Source organism: Acinetobacter sp. HR7 (assembly GCF_000773685.1).
Classification (GTDB): Bacteria; Pseudomonadota; Gammaproteobacteria; order Pseudomonadales; family Moraxellaceae; genus Acinetobacter; species Acinetobacter thermotolerans.
Window position 1 is genome coordinate 1 of sequence record NZ_JPQO01000158.1, and the last position, 24,209, is coordinate 24,209.

A 24,209-nucleotide genomic window follows, 5' to 3' on the forward strand; every position below is an offset into this window, starting at 1 on the left:
TTTATATCGAACTCAGGTTAATTTTAATGTTTCGGCTTACGGCGGTGTGCCATCACATCATGTAAGGTTTGTTCGATCAGCTCAAAATGCGATGGATCTTCTGATTTAGCAGCCTCACGTAGCAGCATCGACGTTGGATGCAACAGTTTTTGAGTTAAACGATAGGCAAATTCAGCCATCACTGTTTCCGCTTGTTCACCTTTGGCTATACGCTGCATCGCCAATGCTAATTCTTCTTCACGCAGCTGCTCGCCAAAATCACGGTAAGCATAAATGGTTTCACCGGCCATATTCACTTTTTGCTGAGTGATCAGTTCAGTAGCCAACTGATTGACCATCAGCTCGGCTTCAACTGCGGCCTGACGACGCTGCGCCAAGTTTTCATCAATCACACTTTGCAAGTCATCTACACCATACAGATAGACACCATCCAGTTTTTCAACTTTAGGGTCGATATCGCGTGGGACGGCCAGATCAACCAGCAACATTTGTTGATAACGGCGTTTCTTTAAAGCCGTTTTGACATCTGCAAAACTAATGACTTGATGCAAACTACCAGTACAGCTAGAAATCACATCGGCACGGTATAAATTGTCTGCCAACTGGTTGAAGTCAATAATTTCTACTTCAACACGATGCGCAATTTCCTGCGCCAGCGTTTCGGCACGGGCACGGGTACGGTTACAGATCAGAATCTTGCCCACACCCATTTCTGCCAGATGTTTGGCGACCAGACTATTCATTTCTCCGGCTGCCACCACCATCACCGTCAGTTTTTCCGGCTTGGAGAAAACCTGTAAAGCCAGTTGAGCAACGGCATAACCCATCGATACCGCATGACTACCCACTGCAGTTTCCGAACGCACACGTTTAGCGGCATAAAACGCATATTCAAAAATACGGTTTAAATTCGGTGAAACAGTATGAGCTTCTTTGGCTAGGGAAAGCGCTGTTTTGACCTGACCTAAAATCTGCGGTTCACCGAGCATGAGTGAATCCAGGCCACTTGCGACACGCATCAAGTGCGTCACTGCCTGCGCGTTCTCATAGCGATAGACATGATTTTGCAACTGCCTCACATCAATGCCATTTTTCTGGGCAAGCCAGTTCAGCACGAGGTCTACATTGTCAGAGATCGCGTAGATTTCAGTACGGTTACATGTAGACACCACCACCATGTCATTCAGTTCGGGGTGCTGGCTTTGCTCGGCCAATAAAGCGCTTAACTTTTCAGGGTTAAAGGCAACTTTTTCGCGTAGCTCTACAGAGGCAGTTTGATGGTTGACACCCAATGCAAAGAAAGACATATCAGGTCATCATTTCACTAAATTTATGCTATTGTGCAACATCGGTGTCATAAAAAGCATTACTTGGATCAAGAAAAAATTGCGATATATCAATAGCCGTAGTCACGGCCATACAATTAAGCAATATTCTACCACATTCTTACTTGTGGGTAGCATGGCTTCCACTGCCCAGCTTCAGGCAGCAGGAACAGTTTACCATGCCAACCCGAATTATGAAGCAATTAAACAGAGCATGATTGCCGAATTTGCTTTAGCTTCCAATGACATCCCGACTGCGCTGCATAACTATACCGTGCTGGCGATCAAGAGCAATTCCACCACCGTGAAACAGCGTGCCCTGAACGTGGCACTCGAGCATAATGATCTGCGCGCGGCACTGGATATTTCCACACATTGGGTAGTACAGGAACCGGAAGATGTGCCAGCCATGTTTTATCTGGCGCATATTGCCCTGAAAGCCCATGAATATGAGTTAGCTGCAGAGACTTTAGATAAGATTCTCAGAATTGATGATACCGCAGATCTGGAAGAAATCCTGGCTGGGATCGCGCCAGAAGATCCTGAAGACCGTAACTATCTGATTCAGGCACTCAGCACCAGCAAGGCCAAAGATAACCCGTCCATTTTGGTGTTGGTCGCCGGTCTGGAAGCGCAGAATGGTCAGTTTGAACAGGCATTAGGAACCATCAACCGTGCACTTAAGAAGCGCCCGAAATCGACCGGTTATATCCTGCTTAAAGCGAATCTATTGCAGGCACTAAACGATGAAGAACAAACCCTGAAATGGTATGAAAAAGCCAGCCGCAAGAACCGTAATAACATCGAAGTGCGTCTGGCAGAAGTCAAATACCTGATCAAGTTGAACGAGGCACAACAGGCACTAAAGAAGCTGGAAGCCATTTTAAAGAAGTGGCCGACACATGAAGAAGCGCTGTTTATTGCCGGCCTGACCAGTATCGACCTGGAACAATACGAAAAAGCGGAAAAACATTTGGTCGAGCTGCGTTATTCCGATCAATACCAGAATGAGGCCTATTACTATCTGGCGATTAACGCCGAACGTAAGCAGCATTATGAAACTGCCAAGGCCTATTACCGTCTGGTAGATGGCAGCCTGTATACCGTTTCACGCCGCAACATGATCAGCATTTTTGCCAAGCAGGATAAGCTGCCAGATGCCCTGCGCTTCCTGACCCAGGAACGGGTCAACTACCCCCAGCATGCCAGCTTCCTGTATCTGGCCCAGGCCGATATCTTGAAGAAGATGAACAACAAAAAAGCGGCGCTACGTTTGCTGGAAGAAGCCAGTAGCAACCTGCCGGATGATCCTGAACTGGTCTATGCCCAGGTATTGCTGCTGGATCCGCATCAGGATCGTGAACTGCTGGATAAACTGCTGAGGCGTTTACTGGACATTGAACCGAATAACCCGGCCTATCTGAATGCTTATGCCTATACCCTGGCGATGCAGAACCGTCGTCTGGAAGAAGCGCGTCGCTATGTCGAACTGGCCCTAGAGAATGCGCCTGAACAAGCTTCAATTCTGGATACTTTCGGTTATATCTGTTACCAGCAAAATGACTTTGCCACTGCAGTCACGGCCTGGGCCAAGGCCTACACTCTGAACCCAAGTGCCAAGCTGGGTGCTCGTCTGGCACGTTCGCTGTACATGAACGGTGATACTGAACAATTCCAACAGATCTTTAATGAATTACAACAAAAATACCCGAATGATCCTGAATTAAAACAGCTTCATTCGTTATTGTTATCCCCACCGATGAAAACGAGTTAATTTACAATGATGCTTAAGCTTCGCCAGCTGGCTTGCTGCGCCTTTGCAACAGGCACCCTGATTCTGACCGGCTGTCAGCAAATTACCAAGCCACAACCACCTGCAACGTCTGGAGTGCCAACAGCTGAAAATGAATTCCAGCTACAGGGCAAGATTGGAGTGCGTACTCCACAGCAAAGTGGCAGCGCGTTCTTTACCTGGGCACAGCAACAGGAACAGTTTGATATCGAACTGACCGGTATTCTTGGGGTTGGTAAAACCCAGATTTCAGGACAACCTGGGCAAGTGACGCTAAACAGTGCCAAAACAGGTCTAATTAAAGCTGCAACTCCAGAGGAATTACTGCAACGAGCCACCGGCTGGCAGGCGCCTATTACTCACCTGGTAGACTGGGTACAAGGCCGTCCGGCGACCATGAAAGCCCAGTTGCAAAAAGATGCCTCGCAACGCATCAGTCAGATTATTGAGGATGGTTGGACAGTGGATCTAAGCTATGCCGAGCAGTCCCGTCTGCCAAACCGTTTGATTTTAAAGCAGCCACTTGAGAGCGGCGGTGAAAACCGTATTACAATGGTCATTCAAAATCGTTAATGCATTTGACTGAAGTTCATCCATGATTCATGTTCCCTCGCCTTCCAAACTGAATTTGTTCCTCCACATTACTGGTCGCCGACCCAATGGCTATCATGAGCTGCAAAGTATTTTCCAGCTGATTGACCTGTGTGACTGGCTGGAGTTTGAGCAAACTAATGATGAACAGATTCAGATCGAAGGTCTGGCATCGGTGGATCTGGAACAGAATCTGATTTATCGCGCTGCACAAATGCTCAAGCCTTATGCAAAGACAGTTACCGGGTTAAAAATCCGTCTGGAAAAGCATATTCCGATGGGTGCCGGACTCGGTGGCGGTTCTTCCAATGCAGCAACGACCTTGATTGTGGTGAATCAGCTCTGGGACTGCGGGCTAGACACTGAACAACTGGCTGAGCTGGGCGTGAAGCTCGGTGCAGACGTGCCGATTTTCGTGCATGGCCGCAATGCCTGGGCCGAAGGTGTCGGTGAACACTTAACATTCATTGACTTAGATCAAAAACAGTTCATCGTACTGAAACCTGACTGTTTTATCAGCACTCAACTGCTTTTTTCACAAAAATCGTTGACAAGAGACACGAAGCCCTCTAAATTTTGCGCCTATCAGATATCACCATCTGATTTCGGAAATAACTTTGAGCCACTGGCAAGAAGCTTATATCCTGAAGTCGATGAAGCAATGCAGTATCTCGACCAGTTCGGTATTGCAAAGCTTACAGGTACAGGTGCCTGCGTGTTTATCGAAGTGACTAGTGATATGAATGTAAACGACATTCTGCAACATGCACCATGTAAAGCTTACCTGGTCAACAGTCTGCAAGAATCGCCATTACGTCATTTCAAGGTTTCTTAGGGGTATCGCCAAGTGGTAAGGCAGCGGGTTTTGATCCCGCCATCCGTTGGTTCGAATCCAGCTACCCCTGCCATTTTTCACCTGTAGATGTACTGTATTAGGGGTATCGCCAAGTGGTAAGGCAGCGGGTTTTGATCCCGCCATCCGTTGGTTCGAATCCAGCTACCCCTGCCATCTTACAGTTGCATCGAATTCCAGGGGTATCGCCAAGTGGTAAGGCAGCGGGTTTTGATCCCGCCATCCGTTGGTTCGAATCCAGCTACCCCTGCCATTTTCTCGAAAAAGACAGAATATGCTTTTGCAGTAAGAGTGTTAATTTACCTTGACACAATACCGCAAAAATATTAAAGTTCTGCCGCATTAGGGGTATCGCCAAGTGGTAAGGCAGCGGGTTTTGATCCCGCCATCCGTTGGTTCGAATCCAGCTACCCCTGCCATCTATTCCCATATATTCTAACCGCCAAGGGTGCTTCATGCCCAATCTTGTCGTTTTTAGTGGAACCGCGCATCCACAATTCGCCCAAAAAGTCGTAAGCCATTTACACATTCCTCTAGGTGCTGCTTCTGTTTCAACCTTTTCTGATGGTGAAATCGCTGTAGAAATTACTGAGAATGTACGTGGTAAAGACGTATTTATCGTACAGCCTACTTGTGCCCCAACCAACAATAACCTGATGGAAATTCTGGTTATGGCTGATGCATTGCGTCGTGCAAGTGCTGGTCGTATTACTGCCGTAATCCCTTACTTCGGTTATGCCCGTCAAGACCGTCGTCCTCGCTCTACTCGTGTACCGATTACCGCAAAAGTAGTGGCAGACATGCTGACTACTGTAGGTATCGACCGCGTAGTGATGATCGACCTTCACGCTGACCAGATCCAAGGTTTCTTCGATATTCCTGTCGACAACATCTACGGTACTCCAGCCCTGCTTGCTGACTTGCGTCAACAGTCTCATGACAACCTGATGGTTGTTTCTCCAGACGTTGGTGGTGTGGTTCGTGCTCGTGCTGTTGCAAAACAGATGGGTGATATCGACTTGGCCATCATCGATAAACGTCGTCAAAAAGCGAATGAATCACAAGTGATGCATTTGATTGGTGATGTAAAAGATCGTGACTGTGTCATCGTCGATGACATGGTGGATACTGCAGGTACCTTGTGTAAAGCGGCTGATGCATTGAAACAGTTCGGTGCACGTCGTGTGGTTGCTTATGCAACTCACCCAGTATTGTCTGGTAAAGCACTGGAAAACCTGAAAAATTCTGTGATCGATGAACTGGTTGTGACTGACACCATTCCTCTTTCAGAAGAAGCTCAAGCTCTTGGTAAGATTCGCCAGGTTTCTGTAGCAAGCATGGTTGCAGAAACAATTCGTCGTATTAACAACGAAGAATCTATTAGCGCAATGTTCGATTCTTATCTATAATAGTGCGCTGAATTTCCAAAGCCCTGCCTTTTGGCGGGGCTTTCTATCACCAGACTGGTCGCAAGTCTGGTCAACTTAAACTTAAATAGGATGTCTATCATGGCAAACTTCGTATTAAACGCAGCAGCACGTGATGAAGCACAACAAGGGAAAGGTGCGAGCCGCCGCCTTCGTCTTCAAAACAAAGTACCTGCTATCATCTATGGCGGTGAAGCTGCTCCTGTAGCTGTAACTCTTGAACTTCGTCAGCTTGTTAAAGCTTTAGAAAGCAACGCTTTCTTTGAAGAAGTTATTGAAATCAACGTTGACGGTAAAACTGAAAGCGTGAAAATCCAAGCGCTGCAACGTCACCCAGCTAAAAATACTCCAATGCACGCTGACTTCAAACGCGCATAAGTATTAATGGTGTAAATTAGTGTCAAATATTTCACTGATTGTTGGTTTGGGCAACCCAGGTTCTGAGTATGCCCAGACCCGCCATAATGCAGGCTTCTGGTTCATTGAACGCCTTGCAGACCAATATGGCATTTCCCTCAAAAAAGACCCAAAATTCAATGGATTTAGCGGTCGAGGCAATATCGAAGGCCAAGACGTTCGTCTGCTTCTGCCCACAACATTCATGAACCGTTCCGGTCAAAGTGTTGTGCCTTTTGCCAAATTTTATAATATCGCCCCTGAGTCAATCCTGATTGCTCATGATGAACTGGATATGAACCCTGGTGTCATTCGCCTGAAAACTGGCGGCGGCCATGGTGGTCATAATGGTTTACGCGATATCGTGCCGCATATCGGTCCAAACTTCCATCGCCTGCGCATTGGCATTGGTCACCCAGGTTCTAAAGAACGCGTGACAGGTCATGTATTGGGTAAAGCCCCAAGTAGCGAACAGACCTTGATGGATGATGCGATCACACATGCTTTATCTCGCATGAAATTACTGGTCAATGGTGACGTACAGCAGGCCATGAACCAGATTAACGCCTACAAACCAAACTGATCATTCTATAAATTGTTCAACAATCTTTCTTGCCATCTTGTTCATTTCAGAGCAAAATGCGATTGCTCGATTGTTCATCATTTAGCAAGCAAGACTGATTTAACCATAAGATTAAAATCTTAGGTCCACCAAGGAGACGCTAGCCATGCTATCTCGTTTATTAAAAGCTAAAATCCACCGCTGTGTCGTGACACAAGCAGAATTACATTATGAAGGTTCTTGTGCGATCGATGGCATTCTCCTGGATTTGGCAGGTATCCGCGAATATGAAGAAATTCATATGTGGAACGTAACGAATGGTAAGCGTTTTACCACTTACGCCATCCGTGGTGAAGAAGGTTCAGGTATCATTTCTGTTAATGGTGGTGCAGCCCTGCAAGCAGACGTGGGTGACATCATGATCATCGCGACTTTCGGCGACTTCACTGAAGCTGAAGCAGATGCGCATAAACCTCGTCTTGTTTATGCAAACCCGGACAATACCGTAAACCACACTGCAAACTGCATTCCAGTTCAGGTGGCTTAAGCGTTGGATTCAAAAAAGCCTGCAGCTGCAGGCTTTTTATTGTCTGGAAAATCTCCTAAAAATACTTCTAACTTTTCTCTGCCCAGTTCTTCTGGCTTTCACAATTCAGACTGTTTAAATTCTTATCGACTAATCCAGCCAGTAAAGCTTGTCCGTCTGGCTTGATCCGTAACTCAGCATATTTGGCATTGCGATAGCAAGGCTCCAGACCTTCGGCAAACAGAAAACTATTCGCTGCAGGATAGAGATTCTGTAAATGATTGGTTGGATTCTTAAGCACTAATCGAGCTGTGTTCTCTGGATTAGCCTTCAAATGATTCTGATTAAAACTGGTCTGAATTACCCGACGCTGGGCATCTAGTTGTACATAGCTCAATATTTTGGACTGATTCTGTATCTGTTGTTGCAAAGCTTCTCGCAGTTTATTGTTTTCGTGACTCTCTTCCCCTGGATTGCCCTCCCTGACACCATCAAAATACAATTCATAATTGAGTGTCATATAATCGCCTTGCAACATGGATCTCGGATCAACGGGTGCCAGCTCGACATAAATCGACTGGCTGTTTTGCAAATGGGATTCATGTTTTAGAATCAGCCCGGCAAAGACCAGAATACTGATAAATGCCAAAATAATAGGAAACTGCTTTTTCATATAGTTTCCTCCGGTACAAGATTAATCTTGACTTGTTTTAATCCATAAACCAGCAGCCAAACCATAAGACCAGAAATAAAAATAGTCAGGCTTTTGACAAGGAAGCTGAGTCCCAAGTTGTAATACAACATCCACAGCCAGAAGATCAGCAAGAGAATCAACAACCCTTGGATTAGTGTTTGTTGACTAGACACAGCCCACGACATGAGAACCAAAATAATAAAAATCTCAAAATAGCCCAGCAGGATAAGCAAGACACCAAAAGCAGGAATTAGCCACAGCCATTTTTCTGAAAATTGTGGCAAGTTTTGCCAGATAAAGCTGAGCAATAACAGGCCTGGAAGAAGATAAAACAATAAAATCCGATCCCAGCTAAACTGCCCAATGTCCTGCCAATAATTTAATCCTGTTACAGATTGAACCAGCGCTGAACCGGCCAACATGGCAATCATCCAGAGATAAACACTTTTACAATAACTTGAGACCTGCCAATAAGGTGCAGTCAGAAATAGTAGGATAAAAATCAAATAGTTCAGGCTTAAGGCAAGCGTAATCATCACATCATCATGCTGAAAGGAAGTTTCCAAAGCCAAAACTGCAATTCCCAGTACATGTGCGATCAATAGCTGCAAGGTCAAAATAAACCAGTGCATACGGTTCAGTAGGGTAAAACCCAACATTCCCAGTTGCAGCAGCCAGACCAGCAAGAAACTATCAGTTAATAATTCAGTATGCATTAGGGCAGCCGCTTGTCCACAGACCCACAAGCAATAGGCGAACTGCCGCAGGAAAATTGATGTCTGTTGATTCAGTAATTTCCAGGCGATGCCGATAAATACCAGACCCAAGACAATCGATACTGCTTTCCAATAGGTGAGCAATAGTACTGCCAGAATAATTCCAGCAATCCAGGCACCCAGTGCCAAAGGAATGACGGAAAATTTCGTTTGAGGAAAGATTTTCTTGAGTGCAAAACTAATCAGCGCAAACCAGCCAAAAATCAGCATAGCCAATACAAATAAGCCAGCAGCTGAATTGGTCAACTGATCATCCACCAACTCAAATAGCCATAAACTTAAGCTGGCAGCCAGACCAGCGATGAACAGAATTGTTTCCAGTACCTGATGTTTGCAATAAAAATAAACAGCTGCAGCAATTGGCAGAATCAGTGAGGAAACCAAATACCTTAATTCAAAATGATGGGTAAACTGCATCATGCTACTGATCGAAATAGCGATAATGAATGCAATAAACAGGTAACGAAGTAGCGGGTAATAACGTATGGTAAAAGCAAAGCTAACTGCCGTGAGCAGGTTTAATCCTAGTAAATACAACCCTACTGCCCTTGCCATCCAGAAACTTTGTTTAAAATAGAAATAAAGGGCTAATTGGCTGACGACACAGAGCATGACAAAAATGCCGATATTGGAACGATACAACCATGGCAACAGCAACACCGACCAGAGTAGAAACAACTGATAACTGTCTGCGCCCGTTTGATAAATCTGTCCAATTACAGCCAGAGTTAATCCCAACATCAGCCCAGATACAGCATCCAGACTTTGTCTAAGCCAGTTTCGCTTACTAAACCCTACACTTGCTACCGTACTGCAAAGTAAAATCAGCATCGGTATCGCCAGCTGAACCTGATCCGGCAGCATCCACCAATTCGCCGCAAGCAAATACACAAAACTGACTGCAATCAGTAGCAGTCCTAAAATTTTCAGATAATGTAGCACCTCTGCATGACAAAACATTAAGGGTGAAAATTGATAATTCTGGATCCGCTCAGTTTTCTTCATAGTTCGCATGATTGATCAATTTCTATTCTTGTTCGCTAAATAGCATGTTTCCAGCTTTTTGCTAAAACGCCAAGACAATTCAGATTATCTGTTTTACTTATCTGAAATTCTGCAAATACGTGACTTATCAAACTATCCCATCTTTTAAAAATCAGGACTATAATGACCTTACATCGCTTCAGGGCGGGGTGAGATTCCCCACCGGTGGTAATTTCAGCATTGCGGAGTTCAATGACTGAATCAGCCCACGAGCGGTCAATTTCGATTGATCTGCAGATCTGGTGCGACTCCAGAGCCGACGGTATAGTCCGGATGAAAGAAGACGAAAGCAGTACAGCATGTTTTATGTGAAACATAAAACTGTTTTGCCATAAGCCTATTTTCACTATGTCCTGAAATGTTCAATCGTACTTTTACTTTACGTGAGCGTTTCAATGTCCAGTTTGATTCAACCCGAAATTTTCTTTTCTGCACTCGCACCTGCTGAACAGCGTATCCTTCAGGCTCTTAACGACATCCGTCAGGGCAAACCTGTGTTGGTCATGGATGATTTTGATCGCGAAAATGAAGCCGATCTGATTATCGCAGCAGAGACCCTGACTGTCGAAACCATGGCCCGCATGATTCGCGATGGTTCAGGTATCGTATGCTTATGCCTGACCAATGAGCTGGCGGATCACTTAGAACTACCACCAATGGTGGCAGACAACTCCAGTCACTTTAAAACTGCATTTACCGTAACCATCGAAGCAGCTGAAGGTGTAACCACTGGTGTTTCTGCCAAAGACCGCACGACTACAATTAAAGCAGCAATTAAAGATGGCGCTGTTGCCAGTGACCTGAACCGTCCGGGCCACGTATTCCCGTTACGTGCCCGTGAAGGCGGTGTACTGACCCGTCGTGGTCATACTGAAGGTACCATTGATCTGGCACGTCTGGCTGGACTGAAACCTGCTGGTGTATTGTGTGAACTCACCAATCCGGATGGCACGATGGCTTCTGGCATTCAGGTACTCTCTTATGCACAGACCCATCAACTGACCGTGATTACCATTGATGAGCTGGTGCAGTATCGTCAGCAACATAATGTTTAAGATTTAAAGATAAAAATCCCGGCTTAAGCCGGGATTTTTTGTTTAATAAATATGCTTTCATATCAGAACAGAAAATATCCCATACAGTGCAACAGCCAATAGAATCAACCCGCATAATCCCAGCAAATAAGTATACAGCTTGGATTTGGCAAATCGTTGGAAGCCCAGATAGACCAGCGATAAGGTCAAAAAATCCAGCACAATCCAGCTGATGGTTAGAATCACCAAACTTAAATTCAGGTTTGGTGTAATGCTTATAAACTGCGGGAAAAATGCAGCAAAGAAAATAATATCTTTGGGATTGGAAATACCGACCAGAAACCCGGTTCGGAATCCGCCCTGTACTGGCTGCAAGCGTTGTGGACTGGTTGAACCCTGCCCTTGCCAGATTTCCCGAAATATCTGAATTCCCAACCAAGCTATATAAAGACAACCAAGTAGCTTGATGCCATTCAGCCAGTTTTCATTGACGACCAATAAGCCTTTTAAACTAAGGATAGATAAGCTGATCAGTACCAGTGAAGCAAAATTTGTCCCGAAAATGGTCTGTAAAGCATGCTTATAACCACCTTTCAATCCCGCGCTGGCGACGAGCAACATCACTGGCCCTGGCGTAGCAATCATGATCACCACAGCTAGACAGTACAGTAGATATTCAGTGATGTTCATCTTCGTTTATCTTAGCTAAATTTCGCCTATAAAAAAGAGGACTTATTCGTCCTCTTCTCCCATCTGAATCAAGTGCTGACTAATACCATCAGCACGCAGGAAAGCCAAATCATAACTGGCTTTGGCCAGTGCCAGTACTCGACGTTCAAATTCATCCCAGAGCGGACGTACCTGTTTATAATGAATCCCCAAACCACTTTCATCGGTAAAATGCCTGTTTTTTTCACAAAGTTTTAGAGCGTGGTACAGCTTGCGTCCCTTGCTGGCATCCTCACGCAGACGCACCCGTTTCGACAAGACAAAAGTTTCCACTTTGGCCAGATTCGCCATCGGCAGCATCGGGACCAAGATCTGGTCAAGCTGTGCATCCAGACGGCACCAAACAGCGGTATGCTGCTCCGTTGTATAAGTATTCCATTGAATCACTTCATGATTAAAACGGCGACAACCGCGACATACCGCATCACCAAATACGGTCGAGCAACGCCCTGCACAAGGAGTTAAAGATGCAATATGACGATCTGAACTCAAAATCCACTCCATCTACGCTGAATCATTCAGCGCTATTTTAGTTCTGCGAAATACTTAAGCCGGCATGACTATACACGCTCTCCCCCGCGAATTGAAGCCTATTTAAATCCCAGTGTTTTACTCGCATAATCATGCAAATCACGCTAAAATGTGCGCCTTTCAAATATCATGCTACGTTGGAGTATTCCATGAACGCTACTGTAGAACAGCTTGCACCTGTAGAACAGCAAGCGACGACTGGTTGGGTTGTTGCCGCACTTTATCAATTTAAGGAAGTTCAAGATCCTGCCGATCTTCAACAACGCCTTTTAGATCTGGTAAAAACCATCAACCTTTGCGGTACTCTGATTGTGGCAGGTGAAGGCATCAACGGTACTGTTGCCGGTGACCGTGAAGCGATCGACAAGATTCATCAGTTCCTTCTGAACGAAGGTTTTCATGATATGGAATATAAAGAGTCTCATAGCTCTGACAAGCCATTCCGTAAAATGAAAATCAAGCTGAAAAAAGAAATCGTGACTTTAGGTGTGCCGGTGAAGCCACGCGATTTAGTCGGCCACTACCTTGATCCTAAAGAATGGAACGAACTGATTGCCCGTGACGACGTAATCCTGATCGATACACGTAATGACTACGAATATAAAGCAGGTACCTTCAAGGGTGCCATCGACCCGAAAACTGAAACTTTCCGCGAATTCCCTGAATACGTGAAGAAAAACCTGGAACAGCACAAGGACAAGAAAATTGCCATGTTCTGTACCGGTGGTATTCGCTGTGAAAAATCAACGTCTTTACTGCTGCAAGAAGGCTTTAAAGAGGTGTATCACCTGAAAGGTGGTATTCTGAAATACTTGGAAGAAACCCCTGCAGAAGAAAGCCTGTGGGAAGGTGAATGTTTCGTATTTGACGGCCGTACTGCAGTGACTCATGGTGTCGAAGAAGGTCAAAACGTGAAATGCCATGCATGTGGCTGGCCATTGACTCCAGAAGAAGTAGCGCTGCCAAGCTATGAACACGGCGTTTCTTGTGTGTACTGTATTGACAAGACTACAGAAAAGCAGAAAGAAGGCTTCCGTATGCGTCAGTCACAAATTCTGGCAGCAAAGCGTAAACGTCTCTAAGCGCTGGATTGTAAAGATAGATAAAAAAGCTCTCATTTGAGGGCTTTTTTTTACACAAGATTCACAGTCCGCATAAAAAAACATACAGGCCTTAACCAAGAGTCCAGTTTAATTCAAAAAACTCCTGCTAATCTATTTGTAGTCAGCATTTTTGCGCTAAGTGTTTAATTAAGAATATATTTTTTATATAAAAAGGAACACAATATGGCCAATTCCTATGTAAAATTTCAAAACAATCAAGACAATATTGTGCAGTTTCGCCGCAAGGAATTGCATAAAATGCAGCCCCAAATTGTACCTGCGGCAGATGTAGATACCGTCAATGAAATGGAACAGCTGGAACAGGAATCTCATTTATTTATCGTAGTTCTCGGGACAGTGATCGGAGCCATTCTTGCCCTGTTTATTGGCTATCACCTCAATACCGGTATTGTGCAGTTTTTACTGCTGAGTATATTGCCTGTATTTAGTGCCTATTTTTTGCGCCGCGTGTATATCTATACCCTGACACACAGTTAAAAAGCTTATGTACAATTTTCATACTTTACCCATCTACTGATAGTCCGTAGGATAAAAGCAATATTTTCAAATAATTGCTGCTTATGAATCTGACCGAATGGATTATCTCTGTGATGGAACAGCTGGGCTATTGGGGGATTGCCCTGTTGATGTTCCTGGATAATGTCTTTCCGCCCATTCCTTCCGAAATCATCATGCCATCCGCTGGCTATTCCGCTTCCCAGGGTGAATTACTCTTGGTCGGTGTCATCATTTCTGGCTGTATCGGTTCATTACTCGCAGCAGCTGTGCTCTACTGGATCGGTTACAAGTTTAGCCATGAAGCGATTTTTAGATTCGTCGATCGTTATGGCAAGTATCTGTTTATCAAATCTGAAGATGTGAAAAAGTCACTGACATGGTTCGAACAGTATGGGCATCGAATTGTCTTTGCCGGAAGAATGGTACCTGCGGTACGTTCCCTGATCAGCATTCCTGCCGGTATGAGCCGCATGCCTTTCTGGAAATTCATGTTTTACAGCAGCTTGGGTACCATTATCTGGACCACCTTTTTGGCTTGTGTCGGTTTTTACTTTGGTGAAAACCAAGAACTGATGCAGCAGATTTTTAGCAAGGTCAGTCATGTGATTGTGGCAATTGTAATGATTCTTATCGCTTGGGTTTTATATCGTAGACAGCAGCGTAAAAAGCGTCCATCCTGAAGGAAAACCTTGATAAGGAGGCCACCGCAATGTCTCATTATCTGAAATACTTTGCCCTGATTTATTCAATCTTGCTAATTGTCGTCGGCATGATTGTGTACTGGCTGAATCTCGGTGCCGTTATTTTCATTCCTGCGTTAATTGCCTCGGCTTTTCTGTCTGCCCGGCATTTTGCACATCGGGAATTACGCCTCCCCACTCCAGAAGAGAAAAAGACACTGGTCTGGGGTTCTACTATTGTAGGGATGACTCTTGGCTTTATTTTTATCTTTGCAATGATTTGGCTGCACCCTTATACCGATGAAATTTTCACACGAATCGGTTACTTAGGTCGGGGTCCGAATTCCTTTATTGTCGCCGCCCTGATCGCGTTACATGCCGGATTGTTCCATATTGCCTATCAGGGCTATGCGCGTTACAGCCTGACTAAAATACCTAAGAAGCATGCCTAATCACAAAATCTTTTCTTCCAGTCACGTGATACTTTCAAGTATCACGTGACATTAGTCATATTTTTCATACTTTAACTTGCTGAATATTTCACCAATTTATTACAATTAAGACACTTGCTGATGATATAGCTTTCTTTTTTGAGCCGATAAGCAACAACAATAAAAATACATCCTTGAGATAAAAATGATGATGAAAAAATATTTGGGTTATTTCACTATGGTATATCTGATCGCAATTTTGATCGTAGCCGGATTAGACATGTGGATTGATATTCCGGGCAGCAGCACTGCTATTCCCGCCCTGTTCGGTGCAGGGACAGCCGCAGCAATCAAATTTGTTCAGGATCAGCAACGCCAGCCCAATGTACAGGAGAAAAAGCAGCTGGTCTGGGGCTGCTTGGGCATTAGCATACTGATTAACCTTATTCTGTCCTTGTCGATGTTGGCGATTTCTACCGAACGGGAAATCATCCTGGGTTTGCTGGAATCATTACCTTTCGGGATCTGGATCCTGGTATTAATGCTCGGCCTGGCAATTCAATATATCGTTCTGGCCTTATGTTTTGGCTGGATGAGTAAAACAGCACTGAAAGGTCTAGAAACCAGAAAACAGGCCAAATAATCACTTCTTTCAAAATAGCAGATATAAAAAAAGCACCCGAAGGTGCTTTTTTTGCTTTCGATTGAATTAACCTGGAGTATGGTACATCAGGTACAATTCATTCAGATTTTCTGGAATTTCTTCCGCAAGCTCGTCCATTAACTGACCGTTGCGACGGAAAGATTCCATTTGTGGATCTTCTTCATCGATACCACTGAAGACCATGATTGGCAGGGTTAAATCTACCAGTTGTTCTTCAAACTCTTCTGTGAACCATGCTTCTTCGTTCAGGAACATTGCATCTACAAAACCGACACTCCAGTCACCTAGACTAGATTCGGTATCCGCTTCTTCAATTTCGAACGGAAAGGTGATGCCTTCTTCATTGGCCAAGCTTTGACGGATCGATTCTAACCATGCTTTAACCTGATTGATGATTTCTGCAGGCACTTTTTTCTGATTGCCTTCAAAAAGTTCATCTAACCATCTGTCAAATTGTGGACCAACGGCAATCGCACACAGGAAACCATGAGTTGCCGCGAAATCCAGACCATACTCATTTTGGTCGCCATCCAGATAGTCACTCAACAGGTCTAAATCTAAAGCACTCATCTAATATCCAAACTTAAAAATTTTGAAAGGACTAGCATAGCATTTATTTATGCCAGGCTAAATCCGAATTCAGTCTTCGTCGTCGTCGAAGTCATCGTCGTCGAAGTCATAGTCAAAATCCTTGAGTTCGCGCTCAAGACGGCGTTGTGATAACAGGTCGTCAATCAAGCGACGTTTTTCTAACGACTCTTTTGCACTGATCTTGCTCGATGCTTCATCGAAGTTAACATCATCATCACCGTAGTTATCATCTAGTTCAAAATCTGTAGAAGACACTAAAACTACCTCATTGTGAAAAATGTAAAGGGTCCTGAGCGCTATTTATCTTGCCTAAAATTTCTTGTCAAGTTTTATTTTTTATTTTGTAGTTTTATACGTTTATGGACTTGTACTAACCCTGTAATATTGTGTATTTATGAACAGGGTATTTTTTGAATATTTTTTATTCAGCCTTAAACCTGAACGATTCTGAAACAAGAGCAGGAAATATACTTGAAAATATAAGCTTAGCCCCAATATAGGTATTCAATTGTTGTTCAAACATATTTATTAAAATCATGCTTGACTGATCAATTCCAAAACTATTTTAGGTGAATTGTGCTATCATGCACGGTTTTTCACTGCCACAGATTCAACGAAGAGTAAGCAAAGATGAGCGATATGACTTCCCCTACTTCGCAAGTAGCGGCTCTGATTAGCCGAGGCAAAGAACAAGGTTATTTAACCTTCGCTGAGGTTAACGATCATCTCCCGGACTCAATCACAGAAAGCGAACAGATTGAAGACATCATCCAGATGTTGAATGATGTTGGTATCCCGGTGCATGATCGCGCGCCTGAATCTGATGATGCGATGTTCGAGGATACTGCAGAGGCTGCCGATGAAGTTGCAGAAGAAGAAGCTGCAGCAGTACTTGCATCTGTAGAGAATGAGCCAGGTCGTACAACAGACCCTGTACGCATGTACATGCGTGAAATGGGGACCGTTGAACTTTTAACGCGTGAAGGCGAAATTAGCATTGCGAAACGCATTGAAGAAGGTATTCGTGACGTTCTGCACTCAATTGCTTACTGGCCAAATGCCGTAGAAGTTGTACTACAAGAATACAAAGATTATGAAGCAGGTGAACGCCGCCTTGCTGACATTCTGTCAGGTTATTTAGACCCTGAAACTGATGATGATATTCCGGAAGTTTTGGAAGAAGAAACTGAACTGGAAGATGATGAAGATTCAAGCACCAAGTCAACCAAAGATGTAAAACTGGATGACGATGAAGAAGACGAAGAGTCTGATGGTAATGATGATTCTGAAGGTGATTCAGGTCCAGATCCAGAAATTGCCAAAGTTCGTTTTGCTGAACTCAGCGATGCCTGGAAAAATACTAAATCAGTTCTGGAAAAACACGGTCGTAACAGCAAGGAAGGTGAAGAAGCCCTTCAAGCGCTTGCTGCTGTGTTCATGATGTTCAAGTTTACGCCACGTCTGTTTGACATCATTTCCGAAATGATCCGTGGTACACACGACCAGATCCGTGGCGCTGAACGTGAAATCATGCGTTATGCCGTGCGTCGTGGCCGTATGGACCGTACCCAGTTCCGTACTTCTTTCCCAGGTCAGGAATCTAATCCAGGCTGGCTGGATGAGCAGATTGCGAAAGCACCTGCGGATCAGAAAGCTTATCTGGAAAAAGTACGTCCAGACGTACTGGCCTTCCAGCAAAAAATTGCTGACATTGAAAATGATCTTGGCCTGAAAGTTCGTGACATCAAAGATATCGCGAAACGCATGGCGGTGGGTGAAGCGAAAGCACGTCGTGCCAAGAAAGAAATGGTTGAAGCAAACTTACGTCTGGTAATTTCGATTGCGAAGAAATACACCAACCGTGGTTTGCAATTCCTTGACTTGATTCAAGAAGGTAACATCGGTTTGATGAAAGCCGTGGATAAGTTTGAATACCGTCGTGGTTATAAATTCTCGACCTATGCAACATGGTGGATTCGTCAGGCGATTACCCGTTCGATTGCCGACCAGGCACGTACCATTCGTATTCCAGTACACATGATTGAAACCATTAACAAGATCAACCGTGTATCTCGTCAATTGCTTCAAGAAATGGGTCGTGAACCAACACCGGAAGAACTGGGCGAACGTCTGGAAATGGATGAAGTGAAGGTTCGTAAAGTACTGAAAATCGCGAAAGAACCGATTTCGATGGAAACTCCAATCGGTGATGATGAAGATTCGCATTTGGGTGACTTCATTGAAGACAGCAACATCACTTCACCAGTGGATGCTGCAACTTCAGAAGGTTTAAAAGAAGCGACTCGCGAAGTACTGGAAAACCTGACTGAACGTGAAGCGAAAGTTCTGAAAATGCGTTTCGGTATCGACATGCCAACGGATCATACTTTGGAAGAAGTGGGCAAACAGTTCGATGTAACCCGTGAACGTATCCGTCAGATCGAAGCCAAAGCACTGCGCAAGCTGCGTCATCCTTCCCGTTCTGAACACTTGCGTTCATTCCTGGAAAATGACTAAGTTTTGATACAAACTTGGAGACTTGAAATTTCTTCAACTGTCTCCATTTTGTATTGCAATACACCCAAACGCCTGCACCATGCAGGCGTTTCGAATAAGGGGACTACATGTTAGACCGTACACCTTCTCGTGAACTCCGCGAAGATCTTTGGGTTTTCCCAATGGACTACCCGATCAAACTCATTGGCTTGGCAGGTGAAGAACTGCTGACTGCTGTGGTGGATATTTTTACCAAACACTTCCCTGAATTTGATGGCAACAGTGTCACTATTACCCCATCACGTACGGGTAAATATCACTCCATCACTGCACAACTGCGCTTCCTGGAACTGGAACAAGTGCATGCAGTATATGCAGACTTGGCAGCTTGCCCACTAATCAAGACTGCACTTTAAGATTATTCTGCTCCAACCTTGGCAAATTAAAAAACACGCTTTCGGGCGTGTTTTTTTATGCCTGAATTGTCCATCATGACATTTACTCAAGATCACTCCCCTATCTGTGCCTGAAATCATTATAATTCTTTACAGTATTATTCAATTTTCTAAGGACGCATACTGTGACAGCTGCGGTTCAAAAACCTTCCCTAATGATCCGTCAATATAAAGACCTGACTCCCTACGAAGACCGTTTTCTGGAAATGAAAAGCTTCACGGAAAACCGTGATGAAAACACCCCGGATGAATTGTGGATTTTGCAGCACCATGATGTCCTGACCCAAGGCCAAGCAGGTAAACCGGAACATATCCTGATTCCAACCAATATTCCGGTGATTCAGACCGATCGTGGTGGTCAAGTCACTTGGCATGGCCCAGGCCAGCTGGTGGCTTACTTTATGTTTGACCTAAACCGCTTAGGCTGGAATGTCCGCACCTTGGTCTCTTATGCCGAAAACCTGATGATCCAGCTCCTAAAAAATCATGGCATTGAAGCCTATGCCAAACCGGATGCACCGGGCGTGTATGTCGGTGAACGCAAGATCGGTTCACTGGGCTTTAAAATCCGTAAAGGTCGCAGCTATCATGGTTTGGCGCTGAACATCAACTGTGACCTAACCGGTTTCCATACCATCAACCCTTGTGGTTATGCAGGTTTAGAAATGGTGCGGATTCATGACCTGATTGATAACCCGCCGAATTTTGATGACTTGTGTGTTGAAATTATTGAAACTTTAACCAGCAGCGGTTACTTTAAGGACGTGACTGTCGAGCAAAGATAATCCTTTGCATTTCAATAATAAATAAATTAGAGTAATTACTCTAAATAAATAATTCCAGGTAGGGATCATCACGTGATTGCAACTAAATCCGTTAAACCTGCTTTGCAACAAGCCTATGTCAAACTCATGATGGATGTGATTGGCCGTGGCTTGGTCATGGCAAGTCAGGTCGATGAGGAAATCAAACAGGAAGTTGCCCAGTTTCCGGCGAATTTCACACTTTCCATGAAAGTCTTCCCGAACGGCCCAGCCTTTATTGCCCGGGTCACTGAAGACAAGCAGCTTGAATTGGTGAAGTCCTTGGATGGAAAACCGGACCTCACCATCACCTTTAAACATCTGCATCATGCATTTTTGGTATTTTCTTTCCAGGAAAGTACCTCACAGGCGTTTGCTAATGACCGCATGATTGCCGATGGCGATATTTCCTATGCAATTCGCCTAGTGCGTTGCCTGAACAAAATGGAAGCTCTGATTTTGCCAAAACTGCTGGCACAACTGGCGGTAAAAGAATATCCAAGCAATCTCAGCCTGAAAGAAAAAATAACCGAAGCAGGCTCAATTTATTTAAAAGTCGCTCAATCTTATCTGAAACGGAGTGTATAACATGGCAAAACCTTATTATGAATTTTTCTGTCCAGTCAAAATCATTGCTGGTCATGCCGCGTTAGAACACATTCCTTTTGAACTGGCGACTTTAGGTGCCAAACGTCCACTGATCATTACTGACAAAGGCGTACGTGCCAACAAATTACTGGTACCCATTGAAGCGGCTTTTGAATCGACTGAAGCTGAAATTGCGGCGATTTTTGATGATGTCCCACCGGACTCAAGTCTGGAAACGGTACGTAAAGCCGCCCAACTGTACCGCCAAAACAATTGTGACGCGATTATTGCCGTGGGCGGTGGTTCAGTGATTGATACCTCTAAAGCGACCAATATTCTGGTTTCCGAAGGTGGTGATGACCTGCTGCAATACTCAGGTGCACACAACCTGCCTAAGCCACTGAAACCGTTTTTCGTGATTCCAACGACTTCGGGTACAGGCTCTGAAGTGACCATGGTTGCGGTGGTATCGGATACAGAAAAGAACGTGAAAATGCCATTCGCATCCTACTATCTGATGCCGCATGCCGCAATTCTGGATCCACGTATGACCCAGACCCTACCACCGCACCTGACTGCAATGACGGCGATGGATGCGATGACCCATGCGGTAGAAGCCTATACCTGTATGGCCGCTAATCCGATTTCTGATGCTTATGCAACAGCTGCAGTAAAAAAAGTCAGCGAGAACCTATTTAAGGTGCTGGACAACCCAACCGATGCGCAAGGTCGTCTGGAACTGGCTCAAGCTTCGACTATGGCCGGCATTGCCTTCTCTAATTCAATGGTCGGTCTAGTTCATTCCCTGGGTCATGCGCTAGGTGCAGTCGCTCACCTGCCACATGGTCTGTGTATGAACCTGTTCCTCCCTTATGTCCTGGAATATAACAAGGAAGTGAATGGCGAGAAGATTGCCGATCTGCTGCTGCCACTCGCAGGTCCAGACATCTATGCCCAAACACCAGGTCACTTACGTGCCGATAAAGCTATTGCCAGCATTCTGGCGATGCGTGACCGCATTTATGCCTTGACGAAATTGCCTCGTACATTAAGTGAAACAGGTAAGGTTTCTAAAGCACAATTAGACGAAGTTGCCGAGAAAGCATTGAATGATGGTTCCATCATTTACAACCCGAAAGAAGCCACTCTAGAAGATTTGAAATCGATCTTAAAAAAAGCTTGGTAATTCTTGAAAAATAAGCGAATATAACCGCAAATTCAGGCCTGATGTTTTTTTGAACATCAGGCTTTTATCATGCGTGAAAGGATGCCGATAAATTATGATCACTTTGGCACATTTCATGCTGTAAATATCTCAAAAAAATTGCTAGCAAAAGTTTTCATTCTGGAGTAGATTGGCGCGCTTTTGCTTAATTTGTAGGGGGGATCGTTCGTCTCAAACGATCCTTATTAAATATGACTGATCCTTGATCAACGATTAAGAGGATAACGCCGTTGACAAATTTATCTGGGACTCAATCGGCAGCTAAACTGCAAAAAACGCTAGGACTCTGGCACATCATTATTATTGGTTTAGCTTATATTCAACCAATGACATTATTTGATACTTTCGGTCTAGTATCAGAAGAAAGTCATTTTCATGTTCCTACGTCTTACATCATTGCGCTAATTGCAATTTTGTTTACTTCGATCAGTTATGGTCACATGATTCGTCGCTACCCTTCTTCGGGTTCAGCATATACCTATGCCCAAAAATCGATTCACCCGAATATCGGTTTCATGGTGGGCTGGTCATCTTGGCTAGATTATCTATTATCGCCAATGGTTAACATCATTCTGGCGGTGATCTATCTGGAAGCACTGTTCCCGGATGTCAATCACTGGGTATGGGTTGTCGTGCTGACCGCCTTCATGACCGGAGTAAACCTGCGTGGTGCACGCTTCGTAGCGAACTTTAACAGTACGATCGTATTCGTACAGTTACTGGTGATCGCGATCTTCACATGGATGGTGTATACCAAGCTTCAAGCTGGTTTTAATGCCGATGGTCCGATTACACCAGAACAGCGTTATCAGTTATGGAGTTTAGAGCCTTTCTGGAATGAACTGACTTCAGTGGGTGCCCTGATTACCGGTGCAACCTTACTGTGCTTCTCATTCACTGGTTTTGACTCACTGAGTTCTCTGGCTGAAGAAACCAAAGACACTGAAAACACTCTGCCTAAAGCCATTTTCTTGACTGCTTTAATCGCTGGTGTGATCTTCATTATCAGTACCTACTTCATGCAGTTGTATTTCCCATCTGCGCCTGGCACATATTTCAAAAATATTGCTGAAACGCAACCAGAAATCCTGTTACTGGTCGGTGGCTCACTGTTCCAGTCCTATGTGCTGACTTTCGCAATCATTACCGTAATGGCATCAGGTATCTCTGCACACGCAGGTGTATCTCGTCTGATGTATGTAATGGGTCGTGATGGCGTAATCAATAAGAAAATCTTTGGCCATATCAGTCCGAAAAACTTCACGCCGAACTACAACATCCTGATCGTGGGTGCAGTGGCGTTAACTGCGGGCTTCATGGATCTGGACATCGTGATTTCAATGATCAGCTTCGGTGCTTTGACTGCGTTTACTTTCGTAAACCTGTCGGTGATTTCACGTTATGCATTACGTGATGGCCGTACCAAGACTGCCAAAGAAATTTTCAGCTTTGTGGTGATTCCACTTTTGGGCTTCATCAGTATCTTTGCGATGTGGCTGGAAATTGAAGAAACTGCACTGAAATACGGCTTGTGGTGGGCAATGTTTGGTATCCTGTACCTGGGTTACAAAACCAAGGGCTTTAAGCACCCTGCTCCACAACATAACGAGTTTGAATAATTTCCTAAATTATTCAGACTTCAAAAAGGCGCCTCGTGCGCCTTTTTCTTTGGGAATTTTGTCCAATACCCCCTTTAACGGAGACGACAATTAAAGCCCATCCGGGTATCTACGATATTGTTGTGATATCCGAGTTTTTCAATAAAGACATTACGGTCTTTGAGCACTTCCTGTGCTTCCGGACTTAAGCGGGCCTTGTTCTGTACCGCCATACGGTAGGTTTCATTCACTACACCCTGGAAAATATTGCAGACTTCCTGACGTTTGGGCTGCTTCAGAATCCGGCCACGCCAGCTCAGTTCAAAATCATTTTTAGTCAGAGTTTTGCCCCATGCCTCAATCCGGTCATTCAGGCGTTGCTGCATTTCAGCTAATCCCTGCTGGATTTCTTCCTGAGTCATCGGTTTTATAGCTTTCTGCTGTGCTTCTGGCTGCTGTACTTCTTCTGCTCGACTTGACAGGTTAAACACCAACAACGTAACACAGCTAGCAATCATCCATCCTTTTCTCAATTTATCTTCCTTTTTATAAAGCACTTAGCTTTGTTATAGCGAAGATCGGCAGAAAGATAAAATAATTTTCTCTTTCAGTTACATAAAAGGCGGATTCAAGCGGCAAGTGCAACAGTATAAAAACCAGCCATAACTTCACTCGGTGTATACCAACCTAGCGTTTTTCTAGGACGATGGTTGAGTGCAAATTCTATCTGCTCTATTTGTTCGTTTGACACGTCATCAAACGATGATGATTTTGGC

27 protein-coding genes, 4 tRNA genes, 1 pseudogene and 1 riboswitch are annotated in these 24,209 nt (G+C 44.5%); of the genes and pseudogenes, 23 read left to right on the plus strand and 9 right to left on the minus strand.

The genetic code is table 11. From position 1 onward, the window contains the following. Positions 1-23 precede the first annotated feature (23 nt). A complete protein-coding gene (hemA, locus tag GW12_RS07625) occupies positions 24-1,307 on the minus strand; it encodes a glutamyl-tRNA reductase (RefSeq protein WP_034585767.1) in 1,284 nt (427 codons plus the stop codon). 79 nt (positions 1,308-1,386) lie between these two features. On the opposite strand from hemA, the gene GW12_RS07630 reads away from it, so the two are divergent. The 11 genes from GW12_RS07630 (at position 1,387) to panD (ending at position 7,493) form a co-directional block, all read left to right on the plus strand. Next, positions 1,387-3,099 (plus strand): tetratricopeptide repeat protein, encoded by a 1,713-nt coding sequence (locus tag GW12_RS07630; protein WP_034585839.1) that lies wholly within the window; start codon positions 1,387-1,389, stop codon positions 3,097-3,099. A 9-nt stretch (positions 3,100-3,108) separates the two neighbouring features. Beyond that, a complete protein-coding gene (lolB, locus tag GW12_RS07635; RefSeq protein WP_034585843.1) occupies positions 3,109-3,690 on the plus strand; it encodes a lipoprotein insertase outer membrane protein LolB in 582 nt (193 codons plus the stop codon). A gap of 22 nt (positions 3,691-3,712) precedes the next feature. Continuing rightward, positions 3,713-4,543: a 4-(cytidine 5'-diphospho)-2-C-methyl-D-erythritol kinase gene (gene ispE / locus GW12_RS07640; RefSeq protein WP_034585770.1), complete on the plus strand. Its 831-nt coding sequence runs from the start codon at positions 3,713-3,715 to the stop codon at positions 4,541-4,543. Continuing rightward, a tRNA-Gln gene (locus GW12_RS07645) sits at positions 4,542-4,616 on the plus strand. The genes ispE and GW12_RS07645 overlap by 2 nt, the downstream gene beginning before the upstream one ends. A 26-nt stretch (positions 4,617-4,642) precedes the next feature. Then, positions 4,643-4,717 (plus strand) — tRNA-Gln (locus GW12_RS07650). A gap of 22 nt (positions 4,718-4,739) precedes the next feature. After that, positions 4,740-4,814, plus strand: a tRNA-Gln gene (locus GW12_RS07655). A 91-nt stretch (positions 4,815-4,905) separates the two neighbouring features. After that, positions 4,906-4,980: transfer RNA gene (locus tag GW12_RS07660), tRNA-Gln, on the plus strand. 36 nt (positions 4,981-5,016) lie between these two features. Next, a complete protein-coding gene (locus GW12_RS07665; RefSeq protein WP_034585773.1) occupies positions 5,017-5,970 on the plus strand; it encodes a ribose-phosphate pyrophosphokinase in 954 nt (317 codons plus the stop codon). A gap of 99 nt (positions 5,971-6,069) precedes the next feature. Beyond that, the gene (rplY, locus tag GW12_RS07670; RefSeq protein WP_034585776.1) at positions 6,070-6,366 is read left to right on the plus strand and encodes a 50S ribosomal protein L25; all 297 of its coding nucleotides are present in this window, start codon (positions 6,070-6,072) and stop codon (positions 6,364-6,366) included. 19 nt (positions 6,367-6,385) lie between these two features. Then, positions 6,386-6,967 carry an aminoacyl-tRNA hydrolase gene (gene pth / locus GW12_RS07675; RefSeq protein WP_034585779.1) on the plus strand — a complete coding sequence of 194 codons (582 nt, stop codon included), beginning with the start codon at positions 6,386-6,388 and terminating at the stop codon, positions 6,965-6,967. Between the two features lie 145 nt (positions 6,968-7,112). After that, entirely contained in the window at positions 7,113-7,493 is a 381-nt protein-coding gene (gene panD, locus GW12_RS07680; protein ID WP_034585782.1) for an aspartate 1-decarboxylase, read from the plus strand. Positions 7,494-7,560: 67 nt separating this feature from the next. Here the strand turns inward: panD and GW12_RS07685 are convergent, their stop codons facing one another. After that, on the minus strand, positions 7,561-8,145 hold the full coding sequence (locus GW12_RS07685; protein WP_034585785.1) for a GDYXXLXY domain-containing protein: 585 nt from the start codon (positions 8,143-8,145) through the stop codon (positions 7,561-7,563). Beyond that, positions 8,142-9,947: a DUF2157 domain-containing protein gene (locus tag GW12_RS07690; protein ID WP_034585787.1), complete on the minus strand. Its 1,806-nt coding sequence runs from the start codon at positions 9,945-9,947 to the stop codon at positions 8,142-8,144. Before GW12_RS07690 ends, GW12_RS07685 begins: the two co-directional genes overlap by 4 nt. A gap of 171 nt (positions 9,948-10,118) precedes the next feature. Next, positions 10,119-10,275: riboswitch (FMN riboswitch) on the plus strand. A gap of 106 nt (positions 10,276-10,381) precedes the next feature. Here GW12_RS07690 and ribB point away from each other — a divergent pair. Then, positions 10,382-11,041 (plus strand): 3,4-dihydroxy-2-butanone-4-phosphate synthase, encoded by a 660-nt coding sequence (gene ribB / locus GW12_RS07700; RefSeq protein ID WP_034585791.1) that lies wholly within the window; start codon positions 10,382-10,384, stop codon positions 11,039-11,041. Positions 11,042-11,098: 57 nt separating this feature from the next. Here the strand turns inward: ribB and GW12_RS07705 are convergent, their stop codons facing one another. Both GW12_RS07705 and GW12_RS07710 read right to left on the minus strand, forming a co-directional pair. Then, complete coding sequence (locus GW12_RS07705) at positions 11,099-11,710, minus strand: LysE family translocator (protein WP_034585794.1); 612 nt, start codon at positions 11,708-11,710, stop codon at positions 11,099-11,101. Between the two features lie 42 nt (positions 11,711-11,752). Further along, complete coding sequence (locus GW12_RS07710; RefSeq protein ID WP_034585846.1) at positions 11,753-12,241, minus strand: DUF1289 domain-containing protein; 489 nt, start codon at positions 12,239-12,241, stop codon at positions 11,753-11,755. Between the two features lie 188 nt (positions 12,242-12,429). On the opposite strand from GW12_RS07710, the gene GW12_RS07715 reads away from it, so the two are divergent. From GW12_RS07715 to GW12_RS07735, 5 genes are all read left to right on the plus strand, one after another. After that, positions 12,430-13,362, plus strand: a complete 933-nt coding sequence (locus GW12_RS07715; RefSeq protein WP_034585797.1) for a rhodanese-related sulfurtransferase — start codon at positions 12,430-12,432, stop codon at positions 13,360-13,362. Between the two features lie 204 nt (positions 13,363-13,566). Beyond that, positions 13,567-13,881, plus strand: a complete 315-nt coding sequence (locus GW12_RS07720; protein ID WP_034585800.1) for an FUSC family protein — start codon at positions 13,567-13,569, stop codon at positions 13,879-13,881. 83 nt (positions 13,882-13,964) lie between these two features. Further along, positions 13,965-14,582, plus strand: coding sequence for a DedA family protein (locus GW12_RS07725; protein WP_034585803.1), 618 nt, complete (start codon positions 13,965-13,967; stop codon positions 14,580-14,582). Positions 14,583-14,611: 29 nt separating this feature from the next. Then, positions 14,612-15,034: an ABZJ_00895 family protein gene (locus tag GW12_RS07730; RefSeq protein ID WP_034585806.1), complete on the plus strand. Its 423-nt coding sequence runs from the start codon at positions 14,612-14,614 to the stop codon at positions 15,032-15,034. 184 nt (positions 15,035-15,218) lie between these two features. Continuing rightward, positions 15,219-15,656 carry an ABZJ_00895 family protein gene (locus GW12_RS07735; RefSeq protein ID WP_034585810.1) on the plus strand — a complete coding sequence of 146 codons (438 nt, stop codon included), beginning with the start codon at positions 15,219-15,221 and terminating at the stop codon, positions 15,654-15,656. Positions 15,657-15,722: 66 nt separating this feature from the next. On the opposite strand, the gene GW12_RS07740 is transcribed toward GW12_RS07735, so the two are convergent. Together GW12_RS07740 and GW12_RS07745 are read right to left on the minus strand one after the other, a co-directional pair. Beyond that, positions 15,723-16,247, minus strand: a complete 525-nt coding sequence (locus GW12_RS07740; protein ID WP_034585813.1) for a YecA family protein — start codon at positions 16,245-16,247, stop codon at positions 15,723-15,725. A 69-nt stretch (positions 16,248-16,316) separates the two neighbouring features. Further along, on the minus strand, positions 16,317-16,523 hold the full coding sequence (locus GW12_RS07745) for a PA3496 family putative envelope integrity protein (protein WP_034585816.1): 207 nt from the start codon (positions 16,521-16,523) through the stop codon (positions 16,317-16,319). Positions 16,524-16,898: 375 nt separating this feature from the next. Here GW12_RS07745 and rpoD point away from each other — a divergent pair, with 375 nt between their 5' ends. The 6 genes from rpoD (at position 16,899) to GW12_RS07775 (ending at position 23,454) form a co-directional block, all read left to right on the plus strand. Beyond that, positions 16,899-18,785 (plus strand): RNA polymerase sigma factor RpoD, encoded by a 1,887-nt coding sequence (rpoD, locus tag GW12_RS07750; RefSeq protein ID WP_034585819.1) that lies wholly within the window; start codon positions 16,899-16,901, stop codon positions 18,783-18,785. A 107-nt stretch (positions 18,786-18,892) separates the two neighbouring features. Beyond that, entirely contained in the window at positions 18,893-19,180 is a 288-nt protein-coding gene (locus tag GW12_RS07755; RefSeq protein WP_034585821.1) for a YbeD family protein, read from the plus strand. 164 nt (positions 19,181-19,344) lie between these two features. After that, positions 19,345-20,004, plus strand: a complete 660-nt coding sequence (gene lipB, locus GW12_RS07760) for a lipoyl(octanoyl) transferase LipB (RefSeq protein WP_034585824.1) — start codon at positions 19,345-19,347, stop codon at positions 20,002-20,004. A 72-nt stretch (positions 20,005-20,076) separates the two neighbouring features. Continuing rightward, positions 20,077-20,610 carry a hypothetical protein gene (locus GW12_RS07765; protein ID WP_034585826.1) on the plus strand — a complete coding sequence of 178 codons (534 nt, stop codon included), beginning with the start codon at positions 20,077-20,079 and terminating at the stop codon, positions 20,608-20,610. 1 nt (position 20,611) lies between these two features. After that, a complete protein-coding gene (locus GW12_RS07770) occupies positions 20,612-21,796 on the plus strand; it encodes an iron-containing alcohol dehydrogenase (RefSeq protein ID WP_034585829.1) in 1,185 nt (394 codons plus the stop codon). Between the two features lie 269 nt (positions 21,797-22,065). Beyond that, positions 22,066-23,454 (plus strand): APC family permease, encoded by a 1,389-nt coding sequence (locus GW12_RS07775; RefSeq protein WP_034585832.1) that lies wholly within the window; start codon positions 22,066-22,068, stop codon positions 23,452-23,454. A 74-nt stretch (positions 23,455-23,528) separates the two neighbouring features. On the opposite strand, the gene GW12_RS07780 is transcribed toward GW12_RS07775, so the two are convergent. Both GW12_RS07780 and GW12_RS15420 read right to left on the minus strand, forming a co-directional pair. Then, positions 23,529-23,966 (minus strand): hypothetical protein, encoded by a 438-nt coding sequence (locus GW12_RS07780; protein WP_034585835.1) that lies wholly within the window; start codon positions 23,964-23,966, stop codon positions 23,529-23,531. Between the two features lie 95 nt (positions 23,967-24,061). Beyond that, positions 24,062-24,209 (minus strand): annotated as a pseudogene (locus GW12_RS15420) (IS30 family transposase); the annotation flags it as partial.

Excerpts from the sequence above, each read along its gene's own strand:
- GW12_RS07755 (WP_034585821.1), top strand. The coding sequence starts at position 18,893 with ATGTTAGACCGTACACCTTCTCGTGAACTCCGCGAAGATCTTTGGGTT.
- hemA (WP_034585767.1), bottom strand. The coding sequence starts at position 1,307 with ATGTCTTTCTTTGCATTGGGTGTCAACCATCAAACTGCCTCTGTAGAG.
- panD (WP_034585782.1), top strand. The coding sequence starts at position 7,113 with ATGCTATCTCGTTTATTAAAAGCTAAAATCCACCGCTGTGTCGTGACA.
- GW12_RS07715 (WP_034585797.1), top strand. The coding sequence starts at position 12,430 with ATGAACGCTACTGTAGAACAGCTTGCACCTGTAGAACAGCAAGCGACG.
- GW12_RS07705 (WP_034585794.1), bottom strand. The coding sequence starts at position 11,710 with ATGAACATCACTGAATATCTACTGTACTGTCTAGCTGTGGTGATCATG.
- ribB (WP_034585791.1), top strand. The coding sequence starts at position 10,382 with ATGTCCAGTTTGATTCAACCCGAAATTTTCTTTTCTGCACTCGCACCT.
- GW12_RS07690 (WP_034585787.1), bottom strand. The coding sequence starts at position 9,947 with ATGAAGAAAACTGAGCGGATCCAGAATTATCAATTTTCACCCTTAATG.
- GW12_RS07770 (WP_034585829.1), top strand. The coding sequence starts at position 20,612 with ATGGCAAAACCTTATTATGAATTTTTCTGTCCAGTCAAAATCATTGCT.
- GW12_RS07725 (WP_034585803.1), top strand. The coding sequence starts at position 13,965 with ATGAATCTGACCGAATGGATTATCTCTGTGATGGAACAGCTGGGCTAT.
- GW12_RS07740 (WP_034585813.1), bottom strand. The coding sequence starts at position 16,247 with ATGAGTGCTTTAGATTTAGACCTGTTGAGTGACTATCTGGATGGCGAC.
- GW12_RS07730 (WP_034585806.1), top strand. The coding sequence starts at position 14,612 with ATGTCTCATTATCTGAAATACTTTGCCCTGATTTATTCAATCTTGCTA.
- lolB (WP_034585843.1), top strand. The coding sequence starts at position 3,109 with ATGCTTAAGCTTCGCCAGCTGGCTTGCTGCGCCTTTGCAACAGGCACC.
- GW12_RS07665 (WP_034585773.1), top strand. The coding sequence starts at position 5,017 with ATGCCCAATCTTGTCGTTTTTAGTGGAACCGCGCATCCACAATTCGCC.
- ispE (WP_034585770.1), top strand. The coding sequence starts at position 3,713 with ATGATTCATGTTCCCTCGCCTTCCAAACTGAATTTGTTCCTCCACATT.
- GW12_RS07720 (WP_034585800.1), top strand. The coding sequence starts at position 13,567 with ATGGCCAATTCCTATGTAAAATTTCAAAACAATCAAGACAATATTGTG.
- rplY (WP_034585776.1), top strand. The coding sequence starts at position 6,070 with ATGGCAAACTTCGTATTAAACGCAGCAGCACGTGATGAAGCACAACAA.
- GW12_RS07735 (WP_034585810.1), top strand. The coding sequence starts at position 15,219 with ATGATGATGAAAAAATATTTGGGTTATTTCACTATGGTATATCTGATC.
- GW12_RS07685 (WP_034585785.1), bottom strand. The coding sequence starts at position 8,145 with ATGAAAAAGCAGTTTCCTATTATTTTGGCATTTATCAGTATTCTGGTC.
- rpoD (WP_034585819.1), top strand. The coding sequence starts at position 16,899 with ATGAGCGATATGACTTCCCCTACTTCGCAAGTAGCGGCTCTGATTAGC.